The 22,246-nt window shown below is 34.1% G+C and carries 24 protein-coding genes; 10 read left to right on the forward strand and 14 right to left on the reverse strand.

Annotated elements, in window-relative coordinates; genetic code table 11:
* The first annotated feature begins 7 nt into the window (after nucleotides 1-7).
* Nucleotides 8-1,435 carry an L-serine ammonia-lyase gene (locus ACHMWN_RS03120; RefSeq protein WP_397297662.1) on the forward strand — a complete coding sequence of 476 codons (1,428 nt, stop codon included), beginning with the start codon at nucleotides 8-10 and terminating at the stop codon, nucleotides 1,433-1,435.
* An 11-nt stretch (nucleotides 1,436-1,446) separates the two neighbouring features.
* Here ACHMWN_RS03120 and ACHMWN_RS03125 read toward each other — a convergent pair whose 3' ends face one another.
* The 7 genes from ACHMWN_RS03125 to ACHMWN_RS03155 are packed head-to-tail and all read right to left on the reverse strand — an operon-like array spanning nucleotide 1,447 to nucleotide 7,523.
* A complete protein-coding gene (locus ACHMWN_RS03125; RefSeq protein ID WP_397303615.1) occupies nucleotides 1,447-1,737 on the reverse strand; it encodes a hypothetical protein in 291 nt (96 codons plus the stop codon).
* Nucleotides 1,691-2,794, reverse strand: a complete 1,104-nt coding sequence (locus ACHMWN_RS03130) for a DUF58 domain-containing protein (protein ID WP_397297664.1) — start codon at nucleotides 2,792-2,794, stop codon at nucleotides 1,691-1,693. The genes ACHMWN_RS03125 and ACHMWN_RS03130 overlap by 47 nt, the downstream gene beginning before the upstream one ends.
* Complete coding sequence (locus ACHMWN_RS03135) at nucleotides 2,794-3,771, reverse strand: AAA family ATPase (RefSeq protein ID WP_397297665.1); 978 nt, start codon at nucleotides 3,769-3,771, stop codon at nucleotides 2,794-2,796. The genes ACHMWN_RS03130 and ACHMWN_RS03135 overlap by 1 nt, the downstream gene beginning before the upstream one ends.
* Nucleotides 3,772-3,773: 2 nt before the next feature.
* Complete coding sequence (locus tag ACHMWN_RS03140; protein WP_397297667.1) at nucleotides 3,774-4,958, reverse strand: DUF4350 domain-containing protein; 1,185 nt, start codon at nucleotides 4,956-4,958, stop codon at nucleotides 3,774-3,776.
* Nucleotides 4,955-5,692, reverse strand: coding sequence for a hypothetical protein (locus ACHMWN_RS03145; protein WP_397297669.1), 738 nt, complete (start codon nucleotides 5,690-5,692; stop codon nucleotides 4,955-4,957). The genes ACHMWN_RS03140 and ACHMWN_RS03145 overlap by 4 nt, the downstream gene beginning before the upstream one ends.
* On the reverse strand, nucleotides 5,693-6,571 hold the full coding sequence (locus tag ACHMWN_RS03150; protein WP_397297670.1) for a hypothetical protein: 879 nt from the start codon (nucleotides 6,569-6,571) through the stop codon (nucleotides 5,693-5,695).
* Nucleotides 6,561-7,523 carry a stage II sporulation protein M gene (locus ACHMWN_RS03155; RefSeq protein WP_397297672.1) on the reverse strand — a complete coding sequence of 321 codons (963 nt, stop codon included), beginning with the start codon at nucleotides 7,521-7,523 and terminating at the stop codon, nucleotides 6,561-6,563. Before ACHMWN_RS03155 ends, ACHMWN_RS03150 begins: the two co-directional genes overlap by 11 nt.
* 91 nt (nucleotides 7,524-7,614) lie before the next feature.
* Here ACHMWN_RS03155 and ACHMWN_RS03160 point away from each other — a divergent pair, with 91 nt between their 5' ends.
* A complete protein-coding gene (locus ACHMWN_RS03160; protein ID WP_397297673.1) occupies nucleotides 7,615-8,346 on the forward strand; it encodes an RDD family protein in 732 nt (243 codons plus the stop codon).
* A gap of 11 nt (nucleotides 8,347-8,357) precedes the next feature.
* Here ACHMWN_RS03160 and ACHMWN_RS03165 read toward each other — a convergent pair whose 3' ends face one another.
* The 3 genes from ACHMWN_RS03165 to ACHMWN_RS03175 are packed head-to-tail and all read right to left on the reverse strand — an operon-like array spanning nucleotide 8,358 to nucleotide 10,454.
* On the reverse strand, nucleotides 8,358-9,065 hold the full coding sequence (locus ACHMWN_RS03165) for an SGNH/GDSL hydrolase family protein (RefSeq protein ID WP_397297675.1): 708 nt from the start codon (nucleotides 9,063-9,065) through the stop codon (nucleotides 8,358-8,360).
* Nucleotides 9,066-9,107: 42 nt separating this feature from the next.
* Nucleotides 9,108-9,803 carry a lipoyl(octanoyl) transferase LipB gene (lipB, locus tag ACHMWN_RS03170; RefSeq protein ID WP_397297676.1) on the reverse strand — a complete coding sequence of 232 codons (696 nt, stop codon included), beginning with the start codon at nucleotides 9,801-9,803 and terminating at the stop codon, nucleotides 9,108-9,110.
* 9 nt (nucleotides 9,804-9,812) lie between these two features.
* Nucleotides 9,813-10,454, reverse strand: a complete 642-nt coding sequence (locus ACHMWN_RS03175) for a 4'-phosphopantetheinyl transferase family protein (protein WP_397297677.1) — start codon at nucleotides 10,452-10,454, stop codon at nucleotides 9,813-9,815.
* 70 nt (nucleotides 10,455-10,524) lie between these two features.
* On the opposite strand from ACHMWN_RS03175, the gene dcd reads away from it, so the two are divergent.
* The 6 genes from dcd (at nucleotide 10,525) to ACHMWN_RS03205 (ending at nucleotide 15,974) form a co-directional block, all read left to right on the forward strand.
* Nucleotides 10,525-11,061 carry a dCTP deaminase gene (gene dcd / locus ACHMWN_RS03180; RefSeq protein ID WP_397297678.1) on the forward strand — a complete coding sequence of 179 codons (537 nt, stop codon included), beginning with the start codon at nucleotides 10,525-10,527 and terminating at the stop codon, nucleotides 11,059-11,061.
* A 78-nt stretch (nucleotides 11,062-11,139) separates the two neighbouring features.
* A complete protein-coding gene (locus ACHMWN_RS03185; protein WP_397297679.1) occupies nucleotides 11,140-13,833 on the forward strand; it encodes a TonB-dependent receptor plug domain-containing protein in 2,694 nt (897 codons plus the stop codon).
* A gap of 8 nt (nucleotides 13,834-13,841) precedes the next feature.
* Nucleotides 13,842-14,603 (forward strand): enoyl-CoA hydratase/isomerase family protein, encoded by a 762-nt coding sequence (locus ACHMWN_RS03190; RefSeq protein WP_397297680.1) that lies wholly within the window; start codon nucleotides 13,842-13,844, stop codon nucleotides 14,601-14,603.
* A 31-nt stretch (nucleotides 14,604-14,634) separates the two neighbouring features.
* Complete coding sequence (locus ACHMWN_RS03195; protein ID WP_397297682.1) at nucleotides 14,635-15,510, forward strand: SDR family oxidoreductase; 876 nt, start codon at nucleotides 14,635-14,637, stop codon at nucleotides 15,508-15,510.
* 22 nt (nucleotides 15,511-15,532) lie between these two features.
* Nucleotides 15,533-15,802 (forward strand): hypothetical protein, encoded by a 270-nt coding sequence (locus ACHMWN_RS03200; RefSeq protein ID WP_397297684.1) that lies wholly within the window; start codon nucleotides 15,533-15,535, stop codon nucleotides 15,800-15,802.
* Nucleotides 15,792-15,974, forward strand: a complete 183-nt coding sequence (locus ACHMWN_RS03205) for a DUF1569 domain-containing protein (RefSeq protein ID WP_397297686.1) — start codon at nucleotides 15,792-15,794, stop codon at nucleotides 15,972-15,974. Before ACHMWN_RS03200 ends, ACHMWN_RS03205 begins: the two co-directional genes overlap by 11 nt.
* Here ACHMWN_RS03205 and ACHMWN_RS03210 read toward each other — a convergent pair.
* From ACHMWN_RS03210 to ACHMWN_RS03220, 3 genes are read right to left on the reverse strand one after another with little or no spacing between them, the layout of a single operon-like run.
* Nucleotides 15,971-16,915 carry a Smr/MutS family protein gene (locus ACHMWN_RS03210; protein ID WP_397297688.1) on the reverse strand — a complete coding sequence of 315 codons (945 nt, stop codon included), beginning with the start codon at nucleotides 16,913-16,915 and terminating at the stop codon, nucleotides 15,971-15,973. The two genes, ACHMWN_RS03205 and ACHMWN_RS03210, sit on opposite strands and share 4 nt — an antisense overlap.
* 14 nt (nucleotides 16,916-16,929) lie before the next feature.
* Nucleotides 16,930-17,556, reverse strand: coding sequence for a hypothetical protein (locus ACHMWN_RS03215; RefSeq protein ID WP_397297690.1), 627 nt, complete (start codon nucleotides 17,554-17,556; stop codon nucleotides 16,930-16,932).
* A gap of 1 nt (nucleotide 17,557) precedes the next feature.
* Nucleotides 17,558-18,604, reverse strand: coding sequence for a 3-oxoacyl-ACP synthase III family protein (locus ACHMWN_RS03220; RefSeq protein ID WP_397297691.1), 1,047 nt, complete (start codon nucleotides 18,602-18,604; stop codon nucleotides 17,558-17,560).
* Nucleotides 18,605-18,710: 106 nt separating this feature from the next.
* On the opposite strand from ACHMWN_RS03220, the gene ACHMWN_RS03225 reads away from it, so the two are divergent.
* Entirely contained in the window at nucleotides 18,711-18,992 is a 282-nt protein-coding gene (locus ACHMWN_RS03225) for an ATP-dependent Clp protease adaptor ClpS (protein ID WP_372816074.1), read from the forward strand.
* 1 nt (nucleotide 18,993) lies between these two features.
* On the opposite strand, the gene ACHMWN_RS03230 is transcribed toward ACHMWN_RS03225, so the two are convergent.
* On the reverse strand, nucleotides 18,994-19,593 hold the full coding sequence (locus ACHMWN_RS03230; RefSeq protein WP_397297692.1) for a thioredoxin family protein: 600 nt from the start codon (nucleotides 19,591-19,593) through the stop codon (nucleotides 18,994-18,996).
* 210 nt (nucleotides 19,594-19,803) lie between these two features.
* Between ACHMWN_RS03230 and ACHMWN_RS03235 the strand changes: the two genes are divergently transcribed.
* A complete protein-coding gene (locus tag ACHMWN_RS03235; RefSeq protein ID WP_397297694.1) occupies nucleotides 19,804-22,218 on the forward strand; it encodes an outer membrane beta-barrel protein in 2,415 nt (804 codons plus the stop codon).
* The last annotated feature ends 28 nt before the right edge of the window (nucleotides 22,219-22,246 follow it).

Consider the following 22,246-nt stretch of genomic DNA (forward strand, 5'->3'; position numbering starts at 1 on the left):
GTTAACGATGCAAAACGAGCAAATTTCAGTTTTCGACATATTTAAAATAGGTATTGGCCCTTCTAGTTCACACACTTTAGGCCCTTGGCGAGCTGCGCAACAATTTACAACTTCCTTAAAAAAGCAAGGATTATTAAATGAGGTTGAGCAAGTAAAAATACTTTTATATGGTTCTTTGGCCAAAACAGGCAAAGGACACGGAACTGATATCGCTATTTTATTAGGGTTGGCAGGTGGCGATCCGGTTACTTTTGATGTAAATGCAATTGACAGTACTGTTGAAGAAATTAAAACCAGTCAGCAATTACTATTGGGTGGAGAAAAAAAAATCAATTTCTCTTATACTGACGATTTAATCTTCTTATTTACGGAGAGTTTGCCTTTCCATCCAAATGCTGTTACTTTTCAAGCGTTTTTAAGTACAGGAAAAGCTTTTTCTGGAACCTATTATTCTATTGGTGGCGGTTTTGTAGTGAAAGAAGGTGAAAATGGTAGCGAAAAAGAACAGGTTGATCTTCCTTTTCCAATAGAAAAAGCGAGTGAGCTATTACATTGGTGTTTATCAACCGGTCTAAAAGTAAGTGAAGTAGTATTAGAAAACGAAGCTGCCTGGCGACCAGAAAATGAAACCAAAAAAGGTATTTTGCAGCACTTTCAAGTGATTAAAGAATGTATTTATCGCGGCTGCCACACTGGTGGTTTTTTACCTGGCGGATTAAATGTAGCTCGTAGAGCATCTGCCTTAAATAAAAGATTAATTAATGGACAAACCTATTCAGATTACGATAGTTGGGTAACAGCAATCAGAAATGGCGGTAATGGCTTTAACTATATTTTAGACTGGGTAAGTTGTTTTGCTTTGGCTGTTAATGAAGAGAATGCAGCTTTTGGCAGAGTAGTTACAGCGCCAACAAATGGAGCGGCGGGTGTAATACCAGCAGTTTTGCAATATTATATTGCCTTTTGCGATGGGTATGATGAAGAGAAAATAATTCAGTTTATTGCTTGTGCATCAGAGGTTGGAAGTATATTTAAAAAGGGCGCCACAATTTCTGCAGCGATGGGCGGTTGTCAGGCAGAAATTGGAGTATCATCAGCAATGGCTGCTGCTGCATTAACAGAATGTTTGGGCGGTTCGCAACGACAAGTTTTAATGGCCGCTGAAATAGCGATGGAACATCATTTAGGTTTAACCTGCGATCCGATTGGCGGCTTAGTACAAATTCCATGTATAGAACGCAACACAATGGGCGCCATCAAGGCAATAACTGCAAGTCAATTGGCGTTGCAAAGTAATCCTGATAAGGCAAAAGTAAGTTTAGATGCGGTAGTAAATACGATGTGGGAAACTGCATTAGATATGAACTCTAAATACAAAGAGACTTCTGATGGTGGCTTGGCAACGAATATTCCATTGAGTTTACCAGAGTGCTAGGTTTTCAAACCTTAAATCTGCTGCTTTGCTTTAATTGCCAAATATCTATTTACCACATTAACCGTTAATTTTTGAGGTGGGGTTAACAAACTTAAAATACCATGTTTGGCTAATTCCTTAACCATTAATTTCTTTTCGAAAGCAAATTTCTCTGCGATAGTTTTAATGTAAATACCTTCAATATCTTGTGCAGGTTCTTCACTTAACGATTTTAATGTGGTATTCTCAAAAAACACAACCAATAGCAAATGAAATTTAGCTATGCGTTTTAAAAAGGGTAATTGCCTTTCTAATCCCGACATGCTTTCGAAATTGGTAAAGAATACCACCAAACTTCGTTGTTTTAAAACAGCCCTCACACTGATATATAAAGCCTCCATATCCATTTCCAAATAACGAGTTTTCTCTTTTATATAACACCTCCATAATTTTGTTAAGTTGCGTTGGTCGGCGATCTGCTGGCACTAAACTTCCCGTTTTTTCAGCTATCGTAATCAGCCCTGCTTTATCTTGTTTTACTAACGCTACGCTACTTAAAATCAAGCTGGCATTAATAGCATAGTCGAGTAAACTCAACCCTTCAAAAGGCATTTTCATTGCTCTCGATTTATCAATTACGCAATAAATATGTTGTGCTTTTTCATCGGTAAAAGAGTTGACCATTAAATCGCCTTTACGAGCTGTTGCTTTCCAGTTTACAGTTCTGTAATCATCGCCAGCAACATAGTTTTTAACTTGGTCAAACTCCATACTATGGCCTATTCGCCTCATTTTCTTTATCCCGATATCGGTTAAACAATTCGAAACAGCCATTAATTCGTATTGTCTTAATTTTAAAAACGAAGGGTATACCGGTACACCTTTATCTTCACCAACACTAAATCGACGACTTATTAATGCCAAAGGTGATTGCACATATAATCGTGTTAATCCAAAATTATACTCACCACGTTTAGTTGGTCGCAAAGTATAGGTAATTAATTTTTGCTCTCGCGATAATAAATTAGCTGTAAACCATAAATCACGTTTTTGGAATTGGAATGGAATTTCATCGATAATTCCTACACTAATTTGAAAAGGATAAAAGTTTTCAATGTAAATTTTAAGTTCATTATCATCTCCATTGCTTAACCTTTCCGGCACATCTCTGCGAAGAAAAACACCTCTATTATTTCTGTACAATAAAAAGAGATCTAGTATAACTAAAATGAGTAATATACCAAAAAGCATGTAAGGTAAATCGCCAAAAAACGGCATGAAGAAAGAAAATAAAAACAGTGTTACGCATACACCACTGGAGATGAATAATCTTTTACCTAAAAATAGGTCCGTATAATATTTTCTAAATAGGTTCTTCACTATCTCGGCACTTCTATTTTTTTAATAATTTGCGCAACCACATCAGCAGTTGTTAGTCCTTCCATTTCCTTTTCTGGACTTAGCATAATGCGATGTGCTAACACTGGTGCAGCTACTTTTACAATATCATCTGGTGTTACGAAATCGCGACCAGCCATTGCAGCAATAGCCTTTGCACCATTTACCATAGCCAAAGATGCTCTTGGTGATGCACCTAGATACAACGATTTATTATGACGAGTTTCATGCGTAATTTGCGCAACGTAAGCTAGTAATTTAGGCTCCACAAACAACGATTTGATAGTTGCTCTTAACTCTTTAATTTGCTCAACAGATAAAACAGGTTCAATTTCTTTTAATTGGTCTTCCGTTCTTTGTTGATGTTGGCTCGTTAATATTTCTATTTCTTCTTCTAATGAAGGGTATTTCACTTCGATTTTAAATAGAAAACGATCCAACTGCGCTTCAGGTAAGCGATATGTACCTTCTTGTTCTATTGGGTTTTGAGTTGCCAAAACCATAAAAGGCTCCTCCAATTTATATGTGTTTCCATCTACTGTAATTTGGCGTTCTTCCATGGCTTCAAATAAAGCAGACTGGGTTTTTGCAGGCGCTCGATTAATCTCATCTACCAAAATGATATTGCCAAAAATAGGTCCTTGCCTAAATTGAAACTCAGCTGTTTTTGGACTAAATACTGCAGTTCCTAATACATCGGATGGCATTAAATCTGGCGTGAATTGCATTCTAGAAAATGTTGCTGAAATACATTTTGCTACTAATTTAGCACTCAAGGTTTTCGCCACACCCGGTACACCTTCTAATAAAAGATGTCCGTCTGCCAATAAACCTGCAATTAAAAGATCTATAGTCCCTTTTTGACCAATGATTACATGGCTTAAAGATTGCCTAATTTGATCTACTGCGGCACTTAATTGGCTCAAATCGGTTCGTTGATTAAACACTTCCTGTTCCATATTTATTGGTCTTGCTTATAAAATTGTTCAATTAATTTATTTAGACGGATTAGCTGTTGGTCTTTCACCATTTGCCCCGCTTTAAGGTATGTTATTTCTTCTAAGAGTTCATCTATTATATCTGCTGATACACTAGAAATATTGATCAGTGCTATTTTAAATTCCTGATTTAAATCCAACGTTTTTAAGCGATACTTTGTGCGGATATATTCTAATAAATAGTTCACTTTTTTTTCTGCAATGTCCCTATTATTGCGCTGCTGATAATACACTCGACCTACTACCTCTGCAAACTCTACAGAAGTATTTTTTAATTGTTCTACAACTGGGATTATTCGTTGTCTTCTTTTAATTTCAAATAGAATAAAAGCGACTAAACTAAGTAGTGCAATGTAATAAGCCCATTTTAATTCGTCGTATTTAAAAAGAACTCTTAAAACCGAGCTATCTTGTTCATCTGGTCGGGTAAAATGTTCATCCCAAATTAAAGTTTCGGCCTTTGGCAAATAAGAAAGCGCCTTGGCTGCATAATCTAATCCATCTTCCCTCAGCAAACTATAATTGGTTAATAATTGTGGGTTTGGCAGTATAAATAAAGAGCCTTTACCAAATTTATATTGAATGAAATTTGCAAATTCATCTTGTTTTTTGCCTAAAACAATAGCTCTTGTTGTGTCTGCTTTAAAAAAATATTGTCCACTTATACCTTTGTCAAAATAATAATCCAAATCTCTTTTTAAGGATGGATTAACAAAGTTGATTGGATATTTACGCTTATTTTGAAAATTAAAATCGGATGTAATTTGCAGTTTTAAAGTATCTAATAAAATACCTTGAATTTGGAAAGCAGCAATAAAAATGTTGTTTCCACTTTCCATATACTTTACCATTTCGCTGTAATCCAATTTATCTACCTTTAAGTTTGAAGCGATAATAAAATAATTGGATTGCCCTTTTGGTCTTTCTTTTAAGTTATTATAAACTGCAGATTGAACTGTCTTTATGGTAGTGTTTGGTAAAATATCGTTAATTCTTTGACGTAAAATGTAAGTGCCAAATGGAATTTTATCTTCAGATAGATAGGTAGGTGCCCAATTAGTTGGCTTTGGTTTAAAATATTGAACTACCAAATATCCCACTATTAAAATACTGCCAATTATTAAATATCTTCTCAATCCGCTGTTCATCTCATTTTATGATTAAACTGTAAAAAGGATTGATTAATTGATTCGAAACTGAGTTTGTCTATAAAAAATTCGCCATACCAAATGTATTCGAATTGATGAGTTAGCGTATTAAATTCTTGTTTATAATTTTCGTTTTCTAACTCTAAAACATAAGTCTGATTCGTTTTTTCTGGCTGCCAGTTAATGAGCTCTTTATCACTCAATTGTTTTAATGTTTTTAAATATAGAAGTCGTACAGCAAGGCGGTAGTTTGCGTTTTGTAAAGCAAAATCAATTTGCTCATCGAAATCAATTTCATGAATATTTTCTAAACTTTCTTCAAAAGGTATAGCAACAGTTTTAGATTTTCCCGTTAGGAATTTATAATCTAATCCAATTAATTTAATAGCAATAAAAACAACAAGAGCAATTACAACGGCTATTAAAATGTATTTAATAATGTTGCTAGTAATTCCTCCACTAAAAACCCTATTAATTAATCGCCAAACCCATCTCCAAAAGCGATCCCATAGACTTAAACTTTGTGGCGCAACATCATCGTAAATAAATTCCTTTTGTTGGCTATATTTTTTAACCGCTGTTTCATCAAATTTTCTCAGATCTATTCTACTACTATCTGATTTTAAAACAATACCTTTTTTAACTACAAGCTTGGCAACCGGTGTTTGTACCGCAGTTGCTTGCACAATACTTGTCCAGATAAAAAAGATAAAGAAAACCAGGCCTAAGCGCATTTAATATTCTTCTGGAGTTTCGGCTTGATTTGAATTCTGACCCAAACCATCAATTCTGTTTAATAAGCCAAGGCTTTCTTTTCGTTCTACCAAATTAAAATAAATTAAGGTTGAACAAACGATTGGAATAATCATAAAAATATAAGCTATCTGTTGCGATATTGAAGAAATAAAAACATAAGTTCTTGTAATAGGTTGCTCCGCATGTGTAAATGCACCGACCATTGCAACAATTATGGCAGGTAATTGAACAATCATACTGCAAGCATAAAAAATAACATAGATAACCAATAAAGTTGCTGCAGTAATCCACCATTCATCTTTTAATAATTTAAATGAGCGTTCAAAAGCATGAGAGAAGTTTCCGTTCTCTAAAATCATAACTGCATAAAATAACGTCACAGCAGGGAAAACATAAATACCAGGAAGGAGACAACATGCAAAACAAAGCATTAAAAAGATGGTCATTAATAGACCACTACCCAACATTCTAAAATAGTAATATTTAAAATAAGCCCATACCTCTGCAACTGTAGGGCGTAAATTTCCCTTTTCTACATAGAGCGCAATGTAACTTAAGATTGAAACATACATGGAGGTATAACTTAAAATCAAAAAAATGATCATGAGCACATAACTAAATCCCATGCTATATATTTTTGCAAATGGGCCGCTTCCAGTATAACCGCCACTTTCACTTAAATCTACTATTTGCAATTGGGCCATTATTGAACTTAACATCCCACCCAAAATAAAAATACCTGTTAATGAGAAATAAGCTGCCATTAATGGCTTAAAATTTTGTTTAATAAAAACAAAAGTATCTCCTATAATATCTCCAAATTCTCTTATTTTTTTAAATTCTATATTATCTTTCATCGTTGCTTGTTTGAGTGCGTTTATATAATTGTATTGGATAAATGATTACATACCAAACCATAAAAATTAAGGAACCTGCTAAAATACTTATGCTCAACCAAATTGGCATTTCGGTATGACGGGTAATAAAGCTTTCGAAAAATGCTGCCATTAAAATGATGGGGATAATACCTAATGCTATTTTTGTGGCATCTTTAGCGCTGTTTTTAAAGGCTACTAAACGTGTATGTGTTTTTGGAAAAAGCAAACCATGACCTAACACTAATCCGGCACCGCCTGCAATAATGATGGCTAATATTTCTAATGTTCCATGAATCCAAATTACTAAAATAGATTGTGTGCCTAAGCCTTTGCTAAAAAAATAATATTCAAATGCACCAAGCATTATTCCATTTTTTAATAGAAAAAATACTGGCCCGATAGAAAAAAGTACGCCGCTTACAAACATTACTAACGAAACCCAAACGTTGTTTGCAGCAATTCGAAAGAACATTTGAAATTCTCCTGTTTTCTTGTAAACACCAAAAGGATCTCCCTTTGCAATGTTTTCATTTGTCATGTTTACATAGCTGTCGCCCATAATTAAGCGAACAAAACGATCATCATATTTGGCAGATAATGCTCCAATACTAGCGGCGATAACAAAAAAAATAAATGAGTAAATTATTTGCTTGCGATATTGATGAAATAACAAAGGTAATTCGTATTTCCAGTAGCGGGCAAAACGACCTTTTTCTTCTTTTTTATTTTTATAAATAGCTTGATGCAAAACCGATGCTATTCCATTTAAGTATGCAGTAGTTTGAGATTTTGGATAGAAGGTTTTTGCGTATGCTAAATCATTTGTAACATCTATAAAACGATGAGCTAATTCATCGGGGTTATTCGTTTGTAAAACTTCGTAGCTCTTCCATTTATCGGAATTCTGCTTCACAAACAGCGCTTCTCTCATAAAATTAATTTCCCCGGTTAAATTTCCGTTAAAATAAAACAAAATTTTAATTAGTCAATAAAAAATAAAAATCCCTATTATATTTGAGACCATGGAAACCGTTAAAGTAAATACTAGTCAACATATTGATATTGATTATCCCGTTGCGGGTTTAGGCGAACGTGTTGCAGGTTGGCTAATTGACATCGGTTTATTTATTGCTGTCTTTTTTGTTTTTCTAATCGTGTTTTCCATGACTGGACTTTCTGGTTCAGGTTTATTTGATACCATCATGCTTATTATTTATGGTGCTGGTTATGTATTTTATGATTTGCTTTGTGAGGTTTTTATGAATGGTCAGAGCATAGGCAAAAGATTATTAAAAATTAAAGTCATCAGCCTTGATGGCGCACAAGCAAGCCTTGGTCAGTATTTTATACGATGGGTTTTTAGAATTGTCGATTTCCCGTTAACGGCATGGGTAGGCGGATTAATTTGCGTAGCTGTTAGTGAGAATAAGCAGCGCATTGGCGATATTGTTGCGGGTACAACATTAATTAAAACCGTTCCGCGTACACAATTTCAGCACATTGCTTTTCATCCAGTTGCCGAAGAATATAACCCAGTTTTCGCTAGTGTAAATCAGATGACTGATAGGGATATTGAACTTATTCACGAAGTTTTAAATACCTATTACAAAACCAGAAACCACGATTTAGTTTACCACATGGCGGCTAGAGTTTCTAATCATTTGGGTATTGTTGTACCTAATGGAATGAATGAACTTGAGTTTTTAAAAACGCTAATAATGGATTATAATCAGCTGACTTCTAGATCAATTTAAGTTTTTAATAGTTACTTAAACGCAGTGGCAATTGCATTTGAAACTTTAACTGCCCATTCGCTATACATTTTACCAGAAGGATGTAATCCGTCGCTAGCTACTAAAGAAGTTTCTGTTGCTGCATTTCTTGAACCCGGTGTAATATCAATATAACTCAAGCCCATTGCTAAAGTTTCTTCTTTACATATTCCATTAAATGCATCTATTTCTTGTGCAATTGTGGCTGTACTTCTACCACTTCCTTTTCCAAAAGGTGTTACGCCCCAATCTGGAATTGAAACTACAAATACATGCTTTTTATTTCCCCCAGCAAAACCAATAGCTGTTTGCAATAATGCTGCAAATTGCACACGATATTCTGCTTGAGAATTTCCTCTATATTGATTGTTCACCCCGATGAGCAAAGTAACTACATTGTAAGTTTCTGTAATTTTTTCAGCTTTGATAGCAGACTGCAGTTCGCCTGTTGTCCAACCTGTTTTTGCAATAATTTTTGGAGCGGCAAACATTAATCCTTGATCATTTAGCATAGAACTCACCTGATATGGGAAACTTTCTTTTTGCGGAACAGCTTCACCAATGGTATACGAATCGCCAAGGGCCAGATAAGTTAAGGATGATTTATTTGTGGTAGTTGGAGTTTGTATCATTGCCTTTTCTACATTTTTATTACAGGCCAATAATAAACATAAAGACAGAAAACCAAGGCTAAATTTCATCTTTTAATTTACGTAAATTTTTAGGCTGAAGATTTAAATTAGCTAAACTAATTCCATTTCAAATAATATGGCAATATGATGTTTGAGTTTTTCTTTTACTTCTTCCATATTTAATTTTCGCCCCAATTCTCTTTCTAAAGAAGTTACGTCCTTGTCGTCTATCCCGCAAGGAACAATATTTTTGAAATAATCTAAATCAGCATTTACATTAAATGCAAAGCCATGCATGGTTACCCATCTGCTACAACGCACTCCTAAAGCACAAATTTTTCGGGCTTTTTCATTATCAGCATCTAGCCAAACACCTGTATAACCTGGGTAACGATCAGCATTAATTCCATAATCGGCAAGTGTTAAAATAACCGCTTCCTCTAATGTTCTGAGATATAAATGGATGTCTGTAAAAAAATTATCTAGATCTAAAATTGGATAGCCTACTAGTTGCCCAGGGCCATGATAGGTAATATCGCCCCCGCGATTAATTTTATAATACGTTGCTTGCTTATTTTTCAAGCCTTCTTCATCCAATAATAAATTTTCTGGATGTCCGCTTTTGCCTAAAGTATATACATGTGGATGTTCGCAAAAAACAAGATAATTAGGGGTTTCAATCTCCGTATTTTCAGTTCTATTTCTGCCTTTTAAAGCAACCGTTTTATCAAAAATTTCTTCTTGTTTTGTCCAAGCATTTTGATAATCAATTAAACCCCAATCTACAAACTTAACTTTCTTGTTCATCTTAGTTAATTAAGCAACCACGTACCCTAACATATACCCATCTTTAGTTTTAAAGTAGTTTACAGCTAATTCTCTTGTTCCTGTTGGTAATTCTACAAGTGCTTGTAAAGAACCTTCATCTTTTAATTTAAATGGTTTGATGTGTATATGTTGTTTAAACTCTAACCCTTTTTTTCCATGCCATTTGTAAATTGCTTCTTTCGCACACCAAGCAACATATAAACCATTTGTATTATCGCCAATTTGTTTTTGCGCAAGCTCAACATCAGATAAAAACTTATGCTTAATACTCTTGATTTTCATTTTAATCAATTCGATATCAACGCCAACCTGTTTTTCTTTACTAATGATAACTGCTGCATAATCATACGAATGACTTAAAGAAATATAAGCTTCGGAATTAACAAGGTAAGGTTTGCCATGATCATCCATTCGGCAATCTATATAATCTGCTGTGTTAAGCATAGTTCGTAGCAATAAACGAGTGCTTAACCAATGTAACGCTCTCTTCCCATTACTTAAAGACGAGATAATATCTAGCTCATGTTGTTTAAGTTGCAAACCAGAGAGTAACTGCTCTTCTGTTTCTTCAATCTTCCATACAGCTAGTACGGTTTGATCATCAATTTTTTTATTAAAAACTACTGGCATCTCTTATTTAGAAAATCAATGCAAAAGTATCTTAAATTAATCATAATTTAGTCCAAAATACTTCATAAAAATGATACTTTCAGATAAACGCATTCTCGAAGAAATAGAAAAAGGCACCATTATTATAGAACCTTTTAATTTAAATTGTCTCGGTACCAATTCTTACGATGTGCATTTAGGCAAGTATCTGGCCACGTATAAAGATCGTGTTTTAGATGCCAAAGCACACAATAAAATAGATCATTTCGAAATACCAAAAGAAGGTTTTGTATTACAGCCTGGCACTTTATACTTAGGCGTAACTTTAGAATATACCGAAACTCATGCTCACGTTCCATTTTTAGAAGGCAAAAGTAGCACAGGTCGTTTGGGTATAGATATACATGCTACAGCTGGCAAAGGAGATGTAGGTTTTTGTAACACTTGGACTTTAGAAATTTCTTGTGCACAACCTGTTCGTATTTATGCAGGTATGCCAATTGGCCAACTCATTTATTTTTTGGTTGATGGTAATATAGAAAACATGTACAACACTAAAAACGATGCTAAATACAATAATAAAACTACTAAACCTGTAGAAAGCATGATGTGGAAAAACACATTTTAGGTAATCAACTAACTTTTTAATTACTTATTTTAATAAAGCCTTAGGTTTTTGTAACTTAAGGCTTTATTATTTTCATACATGAAACGAAAACTTCTTATCCTAGCCATTACGCTCCTCTCTTTATTCAGTTTTTCTGCTTTTATTACAGACGATGATCCATTTACTGAATTACTTAAAAAGCTCGAAGAATTCACGAAGAAGTATCCGCAAGAAAAAGTTTATTTACACCTCGACAAGCCTTATTATGCGATAGGTGATGATATTTGGTTTAAAGCCTATGTAGTTGATAGCAAAACTTCCCTACCCTCAACCATTAGTAATATTTTATATGTAGAATTAATTAACGAGAAAGATTCTGTTAAAAGGCAAGTCAAATTGCAAATGCAAAGTGGAATTTCATGGGGAGATTTTAAATTGACCGATTCGTTAAATGAAGGAAATTATAGAATTAGAGCATATACACAGTGGATGAGAAATGCCGGACCAGAATTCTTTTTTGATAAAACTATTAAAATCGGGAACTCTTGGGCAAATAAAGTTTTCACTAAAACCAACAATCAATATAGCAAAGAAAATAATACAGAAAAGGTAAACAGTACAATTCAATTTTTGGATAAGGATGGTAAACCGTATGCAAATAATTTAGTGAACTATGAGGTGCAGTTAAATGCTCGAAACATTTCTAAAGGCAAGGCAACCACCAATGAAAATGGAGAAATTAATATTCCTATTCTAAATACCCAGCCTAATGTATACAAGTCGGGCAAAATCACTGCTACCATTACAATGGCTGATAAACAAACTGTAGTTAAAGTTATTCCTATTAAATCTACATCTGCCGATGTTGATGTTCAATTTTTCCCAGAAGGAGGAAATTTAGTAGAGGGCTTGCCAAGTAAAGTTGCCATTAAAGCCATTAATGCAAATGGATTAGGAGAAAATGTAAGTGGTAGAGTTTTGGATAACGATAACAATGAAATTCTAAAATTTGAGACTGCCTATTTAGGAATGGGGTCTTTTATTTTGAATCCACTTCCAGGGAAAATGTATACTGCAAAAGTTAAACTTCCCAATGGATCGGAAAAAAGTATAACCTTACCTAAACCGCAAATTAGTGGTTATGTACTTTCTGTAAATAATACAGATAGTGCTAAAATGAGCGTAAAAGTAATATTAACTACTGATGTAATGAATAAAGGGGAGCTTAAACTAGTAGGGCAACATAATGGTGATGTTTATTTTGTAACCAAACTTTCCACAGAAAAACAATTAATTTCAGTAGCTGTTCCTAAATCCGAATTTCCATCTGGTATTATTCAACTTACATTATTTTCTGCTGATAATTTGCCGGTTGCGGAACGTTTAGCTTTTGTAAATAATAACCACGATAAAATTGACATAAGTGTTCAGAATTTAAAACCAACTTATAGTAAACGAGGGAATGTAGATTTAACCTTAACTACAACCAATAATGCAAAACCAATACAAGGAAGTTTTTCTGTAGCCATTACAAATACAGCTGCTGTAGCTCCAGATTTAGAAAATGAAAGTAACATTTTAACTAGTCTTTTATTGACATCAGATTTAGCAGGATATGTAGAAAAACCGAATCATTATTTCTTAAAAAATGATTCAAAAACTCGCAATGAATTAGATAATCTGTTACTTACACAAGGTTGGAGAAAAATAAACTGGAAAAACATTATCAATAATCAATTTCCAGCAATAACGTATCAACCGGAAAAACACTTAAAAATAAGTGGCACTATTACCAAAGGGGGTAAACCAGTAGCTAAAGGAAAAGTTGTACTATTTTCTAATACAAATGGTTTTTTTGTTATTGATACCTTAAGCGATGCTAATGGACGCTTTAACTTCGATCAAATTGATTTTACAGAGAATATCAAATTTGTTGTACAAGCTCGTACCGATAAAAACAATAAAAACACACAAATAGACCTTGATATAGTGCCTAATCAAGTAGTTACTATCAATAAGAACACAGGAGATGTTGAGGTTAATGTGAATGAAACTTTAATGCCGTATTTAGCACAAAGTGCTACATATTTTGATGAACAAACTAAAAGGGGTTTTCTAAATAAAACAATAACGCTCAAAACAGTAAACATTGTTGAAAAGAAAAATCCTGCTCCAAACTCCTCAAATTTGAATGGTGCTGGTCGTGCAGATTTTGTAGCTACTGCGAAAGATTTAGAAACTGCTTTCTCACTTTCTATGTATTTACAAGGACGAGTTGCTGGTATAATGATCCGTGATGGAAAAGCTTATTCTACCCGTGCAAATGGAGGTCCTATGAGCATTGTTTTAGATGGAATTAATATGGGAAGTGATTTCCAATTAGATGATATTAATGTGCAAGACGTAGAAAGTGTTGAGGTTTTAAAAAGTATTGGTAATACTGCAATTTATGGCAGTCGCGGCTCTAGTGGTGTTATTGTAGTTACCACAAAAAGAGGAGCTGGTACAGAAAGTAATTACGCTAGATATTCACCAGGAATAGTTACTTATGCCCCAAAGGGATATTATCAAGTTAGACAATTCTATTCGCCAAAATATGATGCAACTCCAGATCCAAAACCAGATTTAAGATCAACTGTATATTGGAATCCACATTTAGTATCAGACACAACTGGAAAAGCAAATCTGAATTATTACAATACAGGCCAATCTGGTATGTATAGAATTGTAATTGAAGGAATAGATGTAGATGGAAATTTGGCCAGAAAAGTTTATGCTTACGAAGTAAAATAATCAATCTTATGAAAACAATAGAAGTCACGATAAAAGATCGTTTAGCAATTATTAGTCTGAACAGACCTAAATCTAATTCGTTAAACCAAGAAATGGTTATCGAATTAACTGATATGCTAAACAATATAGAAATGGATCAAACTATTGGTGGGGTACTAATTACTGGCAAAGAGCACTTCTTTTCTGCAGGTTTAGACTTAATAGAATTATACAATTATAATGAAGAGGAGGCTAAAAGTTTTTGGCATTTGTTTTTAAACTTTGTAGCTAAAATTACTTCTTTTAATAAACCCTTAGTGGCGGCAATAAATGGTCATAGCCCTGCGGGTGGCTGTGTAATTGCATTAGCTTGTGATGCCCGTGTAATGGCTGAAGGGAAATATATTATCGGTTTAAATGAAGTTCCTGTTGGGATTATTGTGCCTAATAGTATTTTTAGTTTATACTCATTTTGGTTGGGCAAAGCCGATGCTACCCGAAGTTTATTAGAAGGAAAACTTTTTAATCCAGAAGAGGCATTGGCTATTGGTTTGGTAGATGAATTGGTAAAACCAGAAAGCATTTTAACTGCAGCAGAGCGTAGAGCCAGAAAGTATATGGCTTATGAAAGAAACACGTGGTCGCAAAGCAAATTAAATATTAGAAGGGAATTGATAGAAAGTACAAGTGCCGATCAAAGTGCGGACTTAGAGATTATGTTGAAGCAATGGTGGTCGCCAAGTACCAGAGCAATTTTAAAAACAATTATTGATAGTCTCCAAAAGAAATAGTAAAAACCAACGAAACAAAAAAACCAGCTAGATGTATAACGAACCCATGTTAAAAGACGATGCTTTAAAAGGCAAAACCATAGTAGTAACAGGAGGTGGCACAGGATTAGGTCGTGCCATGGGAACTTACTTTTTAAAATTGGGAGCCAATTTGGTAATTACCAGTCGCAAACTTGAAGTATTACAAAAGACCGCTGATGAAATGGCTGCAGAAACTGGTGGACAAGTTTTAGCGGTGCAATGCGATGTAAGAGATTATGAACAAGTTGAAATGGTACTTGCTAAAACCATCGAAAAGTTTGGCAGAGTAGATGGCTTACTAAACAATGCAGCAGGTAATTTTATCTCACCAACAGAACGTTTATCAGCCAATGCTTTCTCAAGTATTATAGATATCGTTTTAAAAGGAACAGTAAATTGCACCCTAGCTTTTGGCAAACATTGGATTGCAGCCAAACAGCCTGCGAGCATTTTAAACATTGTGACCACTTACGCTTTTACTGGCTCGGCTTATGTGGTTCCTTCAGCGTGCGCTAAAGGCGGCGTACTTGCCATGACTAGATCGTTAGCGGTAGAATGGGGTAAATATGGTATTCGTACCAATGCTATTGCACCTGGTCCTTTCCCTACAAAAGGCGCATGGGATAGATTATTACCTGGAGATTTGGCCGAGAAATTCGATTTCAAAAAGCGTGTACCTTTAAAACGTGTTGGTGAAAACCAAGAATTAGCCAATTTAGCTGCGTTCTTGATCAGTGATTTTGCTGGTTATATTAATGGCGAAGTAATTACAATTGATGGTGGTGAATGGTTGCAAGGTGCTGGGCAAATGAACGGATTAGAGGCCATCCCATCGGAGATGTGGGATATGTTAGAACAAATGACAAGATCTGCAAAAGGGAGTTAATCATTTTAATAAAACTACTCAAATGAAATCCTTATTTAACACTCAAGAACGGGAAGAAATTATCAATCGCATTCAATCTATCAATGAAAACAGCGAAAGACAATGGGGTAAAATGTTGCCATCGCAAATGTTATTGCATACGCAAGCGCCAATTAAAGTGAGCATTGGCGAATTAAAATTACACAGCAATTTAATTTTTATGATCTTAGGCCCAATCATTAAAAAGAAATTAATGAAAGAAGAACCATTTGAGAAAATCTGCCAACTCATAAAAGTTTGTCGTGAACTTTGATCCAAATTTAGAAGCAGAAAAACAAAATCTTATCAACTTAATTAACAAGTTTGATGCTCAAAAAGATACTCTTGCCATAAAACATCCAATTTTTGGTAAAATGAGTACAGAACAGTGGGATGTTTTATTGTGGAAACATACCGATCATCACTTGCGTCAATTTGGAGCTTAAACTTTAAATATTACTTCTGTAGCGCCAAAACCAAACTTCTCTTTGCGGGCATCCATAAAGGTACGCACCTGCGGATGCTTGCTGATTGTTTTATGAATGTGATGTCTTAATGTTCCGTTGCCTACACCATGAATAAATACAATTGATGGGAGTTGATGAACAATTGCTGCATCCAGCATTTGCTGAAAATAAGTTAACTGTATATCAATAATTTCAGATTGATTTAAAAACTGATAATCGTCTCTCAACTTCTCGATATGTAAATCTATTTCGGTAGCAGGCTTTAAAACTTTTGGCTTCTCGGTTTCTCCTCTAAAAAAACTTTCTTTTAATTTTTGCGCATCTATTAACTGCACTGGTTCATCTAATTGGATCAGCCATGCGTATTTATTGATTTCTGGAATCTGTTTTTTCGCTCCACTGAAATCTTTAGCCTTAAACTTCTTTGTTAAATTTAAGGGTGCAACAGGTTTAATATTTGCTGTAGTAAAATACAATATTTGAAAAATAAATTCAGGCCAAATTTCTAAATCACTCAAATTTGCGCTATAAATTTGTGTACTTGTTTTAGGTTGTACTACACTTGCAAATTCACCTTTATAAATTCCCTTTTTATCGGTTTTTAAACTTAACAAGAGTTGATAAGATGTATTATTTAGTAAGGTGAAATGCGCAACAGCACTTGCTTTTGAATCCTCAGCAACCGCTAAGAAAATTCCAGTTTCTTTAAATCCTTCGTCAACGATAATGGGCTTTTGATGATCACTTTGTGTAATTGTATTCGCACTATGGCCATGAACATGCGTTAAATTACTTATTGCTACAGGTATTTCAAATCCATCTGTATCTGTTACGCCTAATGTTTGCGCATCAATCATTCTCGTTATATATCCTTCTCTCTTTTCGTCTACAAAACGGACAAAATCACCTAGTTTGAACATAAATCTTTGTATTGTTAATTTGCTTTATTGGTTATAAAATCTCTATTCCTCCTTTTTTTATATTCAATCATTACTCCCTGTTGTAGCTTAGTTAACAAAGGATGGCTTTCTAAATCAGGAGATTGTGTATAAATTTTTCTTGAAATTTTACCTTTATTAATTATAAAGTTTACTGAATGTCCATCTAGTACAAGTCTAGTTACGTTAGGAGTTTTATTTTCAAGTTTCTCAGTTGATGAACTAAATACAGAATCTAAAAGAATATCAAATTCTCTGTTTACTTTTCTTTTAAAGATCAAGCTATCTTTTCTATAATAACTATAGGAAGACTCGATTGCCTTCATCCTATTGTTAATTAGTATAAATTTATTTGAATCATATTTCTCGTTTTTTAAGAGCAATGAATCTACAAGCTCAAAACATTTTTTATATTCTAAATCATTGTTTAATTTGTACGAAACACTATCTCGGTGTTTGTACAAAATTTTTATTGATTTATTTGTTCTATAAATAGATAAGGTATAATCTTCTCCACCAAAACCTTTTAATATTTGAATTTCAATACTTGAATTAATTTTTTTTTGACCAAACACTACACTTGTACTGCATAGAAAAAATAATATTATCGCTATCCTTTTCAACTTACCATCTAATTAAAGCACTTGCCCACGTAAAACCAGATCCAAAAGCAGCTAAACAAACTAAGTCGTTTTCTTTAATTTTTCCAGCTTCCCAAGCTTCACACAACGCAATTGGTACCGATGCAGCTGTAGTATTACCGTATTTTTGGATGTTATTAAAGACTTTATCATCGCTTAACCCTAGTAATTGTTGCACATATTGACTGATGCGCAAATTCGCTTGATGTGGCACTAATAAATCAATGTCTTTTTCAGTTAAATTATTAGCTTTTAGTGCTTCTTTAATCACCTCTGGAAATTTAACAACTGCTTTTTTAAACACTGCAGGTCCATCCATATAAGGTAATGCAGCACCACCTTCCAATTGTTCTGTTGTCATAAATAAACCGCCCAATTCTTGATCAGGGTATCCCGGTTTATCCTTCATCCATTTATTGGCATGCGAACCCGGATAAAACATGGCTAAAATTTCTGCATCTGCACCATCGCTATGCAAATGTGTACTTAAAATTCCTTGTCCTTCTTTTTGTGTGGGTTGCAAAACTACAGCCCCTGCGCCATCGCCAAATATGACCGAAACGTTTCGACTACGGGTTTCAAAATCCATTGCAAAAGAATGTTTTTCGGCACCAACTACTAAAATATTTTTATACATGCCGGTTTTAATAAACTGATCGGCAACAGATAATGCGTATAAGAAACCAGAGCATTGGTTACGAACATCGAGCGCACCGACTTCTTTCATTTTCATTTCACGCTGTAATAGAACGCCACAACCTGGAAAATAATAATCTGGACTAAGTGTAGCGAAAATAATAAAGTCGACATCTTGAGCGGTAATGCCAGCTCGTTCTATTGCAATTTTTGCGGCCTCAACACCCATTGTTGTTGTGGTTTCTTCTAATCTATCTGCAAAGCGACGTTCTTGTATGCCCGTACGTTCTTGTATCCATTCATCATTGGTATCCATAAAACGAGACAAATCGGTATTGGTATATTTATTTTTAGGCACATAATATCCTATTCCGGCAATTTTTGAACTTTGCATACAATTTGGTTTGAAGAACAAATGTAACTAATTTGATGAATAGTAGCTGACCAATAACCTATAGTCTATTCATCATAAACTACTAAAAATTCCTTATTTTTGCATCATGTCAACAGAAACAAAGGAAGAAACATTTACATTAGAGGAGATTCTTACTTCTTTAAAAACCGTTCATCGCCTAATTTTATGGAACGATGATGTAAATACCTTTGAACATGTGATTTGGTGTATGATGAAATACTTAGATTATACCGAAGCGCAAGGTGAAAAAATTGCTTGGGAAGTACATAATAAGGGTAAATGTGCAGTACTTGAAGGTTCTTTTACAGAAATGGAAGTTTACCGTAAAATATTACAACAAGAGGGGTTAACTGTTACAGTAGATTAAATTACTCCAATTGTTTTAATAACTCTACTAATTCTGATTGGGTAGTTTGCGTTTTATCTTTTGCATACCACCCATGTAATTGCTCTGCAATTAAACCCATATCATCGCTTTCTTCTTTCCATTGTTTTAATAATTTTTGCACAACTTGTGGTCTTGGTCCCCACTTTGGTAAAATCGGATTTTTATTCTCATCCAATATGATTACCACAGGAATTGCTCTTCCACCATTGGTGAGATAATTATCAATTAATGCTAGATTTTCATCTCTCAAAACGATTTTCATTTGAAATTTCTCTTTTGCTTCTTCAACTATTCTTTCAAATACTGGCAAAATCTGAGCGGCATCACCACACCACCCCTCACTAATTACTAAAAAGTTATACTTTCCTTTTATGGTTGAAATAACATTTGATAAATCACTACTCAAAACCATATTTTTTTCAATACGGTCCATTCTATGATTATTCATTTTTGTATAATGCAACATCTCTGGCGAATGATTATCGCCTGTGGTTTTGCCTTTTAGCAATCGCGTATAAACCACTTCACGGTAATTACCATACGTCATACCGTTATCAAAAATAGTACTGTAATTGAGCATAATATAGCTGTAATAAAATAGTTACTCCTCGTTTTTTAAACCTTCAACCCCGACCTTTGTCTTCTTATAAGGAAAACGAATTTACTAAAGATTAAGAGGAAAAATAATAACTTAAAGTTCTATTATTAATAGTTGTTATTTGTATTTTAACTGTAAATATTGTCGCTTTACTAAACTAATTTATGTTTACCATTTTATCTTAACTCAATCTTGAAAAGACTGTTCCTCTATTTTTTTGCCGTTACACTGCTGAGTTTATTTTCATTCGACGCCAAAGCTGCTGAAAATGGTGTTATTAGGGGCAAAGTTATTGAAGAAGTTGGTGCATTACCCATTCCATATGCTGTAGTTTCTATTTTTGAATCAACAGCGGAACAACCTTTATTAACTATACAAACTGATGAAAATGGGTATTTTAAGTTTAATAATCTTAAAACTGGCACTTATAAAATAAAGGTTAGCTATGTTGGTTTTGCTAGTCTTTTTGTAAACGAAATCAGCATTACAGATAAAGATTCGGACAAAAATTTAGGCAATCTAAAATTAAGCAGCGAGCAAAGCAATTTAAATGAAGTAGTAATATCAGCTCAAAAACCGCTAGTAGAATTTGGTGCAGATGTAATTACGTATAATGTTGGCTCATCTGTTTTAGCAGAAGGAAGTACCGCTACTGATGTGCTTAAAAATGTACCGATGGTACAGGTTGATATTGATGGAAATGCAACTATTTCTGGTAAACGAAGCACACGCGTTTTTATAGATGGGAAACCGTCTGATTACATGACATCAAACATCGCAGATTTGCTAAATGTATTACCTTCAGACGCGATTGAAAAAATTGAAGTAATGACTAACCCACCATCTAAATATTCTGGAGATGGAGAGGGCATTCTTAATATCGTAATGAAAAAAGGATTTAAGGTTGGTTTTAATGGTAACATTGGTGTAACTGCTGGTATCCAAGGTAATAAAAACACCAATGCCAACGCATCTTATCGTGGTAAAAATTACAATTTAAATGGTAGTGCAGCATACCGAGAAAATATTGGCAAAGGAACCAGTGAAAGTTATCGAACTAACTTTTTTCCTGACACTACTTTTTATTACAATCAGTTTAATAATAACCGAAGTAAGAATAATGGTGGTAATTTTAGGTTAGGTTTGGATTGGGATATTACACCAAAACAAAATTTACGACTTTCTACCAATTACAACACTAATAACAGCAATAGCAATTCTGGCAACAACTTTTATTACATAGATGAAGCGCTAGTGCCAACGCGTTTACGTAATCAGCTTAACCTTGGAGATGGTAACAGCAACAATTTTGTGTTTAATGCCGACTATAATTTACAAACAGATACAACTGGCGGTAAACTTACAATGGGTGTTACGTTAAACACAAATGCGAACTACGATTTACGTTCATATAATCGAACATATGCATTTCCAACTAATTTAAATCCTAGTTTACAGCAAAACGATAATGAAGTTAGTAATCGTGGATTAAATTTTAACCTCGATTATGATAAACCCGTGTTTAACAAAAGAGATCAGTTAGAATTTGGTATTGCGTACAATTACCGAAAAAATGACAACGATTTATTAGTAGAAAATTTCAACTATCAAACAGAGCAATTTGTAACGAATAAAAACCTGACCAACAAATTCTTTTATAACGAGAACATACTTTCTGGATACGCTTCTTATAATTACCGTAAAAACGGATGGGGGTTAAAAGGAGGTTTACGAGGAGAATATACGGATGTAAACTTCGATCTTTCTACTGGAACAAGCTATCATGTAAGTCCTTATTTGAGTTTATTTCCAAACCTATCTTTAAATCATTTTTTTAAAAAGCGATATAATTTTGGTGCAACGTATAGTGTGCGTATCAATAGACCTAGAGAGAACGCTTTAAATCCACAAGTAAATAATGCCGATACCTTGAATATTTCTTTCGGGAATCCGGATTTATCACCAGCTTACACTCACCAAATGGATTTTAGTTTTGGCGCTTTCGGACAAAAATGGTCGTTTACACCGCGTATTTCTTATTCTACTAGTCGTGGGGTTATTGAAAGATATCGTACCGTTAAAAAGAATGGGGTTTCAGAAAGCACATTCGATAATGTAGGTACAAATAATTCTTTTGCCTTGATGTTAATTGGAAATTTTCGTCCAACGAACAAAATTTCTGCTAATGGAAACTTTAGTATAATTCAAAGCAAATATAGTTCAACATTAAATACAGCTTTAAATAGAGATGGGTTAAGTTTAAGAGCATCTTTAGGTTTTTCGATGCAATTACCTTACAAAACTGCATTTGAATCTAACCTAAATTATGCGAACAACATTAATGCCCAAGGTCGAAATAAAGGATCGATCAATAGTAGTTTTGGTGCTCGGAAATCATTTTTTAAAAACACATTAAGTGCTCGCATCAGTACAAACGATCCTTTTGGTAGAAAGAATAATAACTCGTTTAATTCGGGTACAAATTTCACTTCCCAAAGTTATTCTACTAACAATTCAAGTAACGTTACGTTCAGCTTAAATTATCGTTTTACGAAAGTGAAAATGAATAAGGTTGTTGTTCCGCCACCACCACCTGCTAAACAATAGTATAGCTTTGCATTCCTATTAAAAGCTC

This window comes from Pedobacter sp. UC225_61 (assembly GCF_044452285.1).
GTDB lineage: Bacteria > Bacteroidota > Bacteroidia > Sphingobacteriales > Sphingobacteriaceae > Pedobacter.